At 62.9% G+C, this 1,322-nt stretch carries 1 protein-coding gene; it reads left to right on the plus strand.

From position 1 onward, the window contains the following. Positions 1–60 precede the first annotated feature (60 nt). Positions 61–1,281 (plus strand): IS256 family transposase, encoded by a 1,221-nt coding sequence (locus AC1Q7F_RS32560; RefSeq protein ID WP_492512702.1) that lies wholly within the window; start codon positions 61–63, stop codon positions 1,279–1,281. Positions 1,282–1,322 lie beyond the last annotated feature (41 nt).

The following is a 1,322-nucleotide window of genomic DNA, read 5'->3' on the forward strand; positions in this document are numbered from 1 at the left end:
GCGGGACTATCGGGAATTCCGTGCTTAGCGGGGCCATAGTGATGCGAAAGGAGCTTCACGATGGCACGACGCAAGGAACCGATTATCCCCGACGCGCTTCTGGACCAGTTGCTGGCCGGCGGTGACGCGAAGACGGCATTTGAGCAGAACGGCCTTCTCGACCAGTTGAAGAAGGCGCTTGCGGAGCGGGTGCTGAAGGCGGAGATGGATCACCATCTTGCCGGCGACGAGAGTGGCAATCGGCGTAACGGCTATGGCCGCAAGACGGTTCTGACGGATACGGGCTCTGTGGACCTGTCGATCCCGCGGGACCGGGCCTCGACCTTCGATCCGCAGTTGATCGGCAAGTACCAGCGCCGGTTTCCCGGGTTCGACGAGAAAATCATCTCGATGTATGCGCGGGGCATGTCGACACGGGAGATCACCGGGCATTTGCGGGAGTTGTACGGGATCGAGGTGTCTGCGGACCTGATCTCGGCGGTGACGGATGCGGTGCTGGACGAAGTGGCGGCCTGGCAGAACCGGCCGCTGGAAGCCGTCTATCCGCTGGTCTTCCTGGATGCGCTGCGGGTGAAGATCCGGGACGAGAGCCTGGTGCGCAACAAGGCGATCCACATCGCCATCGGCGTGCGGGCGGACGGTGGCAAGGAGGTTCTGGGCCTGTGGATCGAGCAGAACGAGGGGGCGAAATTCTGGCTGCGCGTCCTGAATGAGCTGAAGAACCGGGGCGTGGAGGACATCCTGCTGGCCGTGGTCGATGGGCTGAAGGGCTTCCCGGAGGCGATATCCGCCGCCTTCCCGGAGACGAGCGTGCAGACCTGCATCGTCCATCTCCTGCGCCACAGCATGGAATTTGCCTCCTGGAAGGACCGCAAGCCGGTCGCCGCCGCGCTCAAGCAGGTTTACGACGCCTTGGATGACAAGGAGGCGGAGAAGGCCCTGGCCGCGTTCGAGGAAAGCCCCTGGGGCCAGAAATATGCCGCCATCGGCAAGGCCTGGCGCCGGGCTTGGCAGGAGGTCATCCCGTTCTTTGCCTTTCCCCGCGAGGTCAGACGCATACTCTATACAACGAACGCCATCGAGGCCCTGAATTCCAAGCTCCGCCGCGCCGTCCGCGCCAGGGGCCATTTCCCCAATGACGACGCGGCCCTGAAGCTGCTGTTCCTGGTCTTGAACAGGGCCGAGAAAGAGTGGAAAATGCCGCCACGGGAATGGGCCGCCGCAAAGGCGCAGATGGCCGTCCTGTTCGGCGAGAGGTTCACAAAGGCAATGAACGCCTGATTTCAAACCGCCCCGCTAAGCACGGAATTCCCGATAGTCCC

Source organism: Niveispirillum sp. GW835-FHT14G11, from assembly GCF_058793615.1.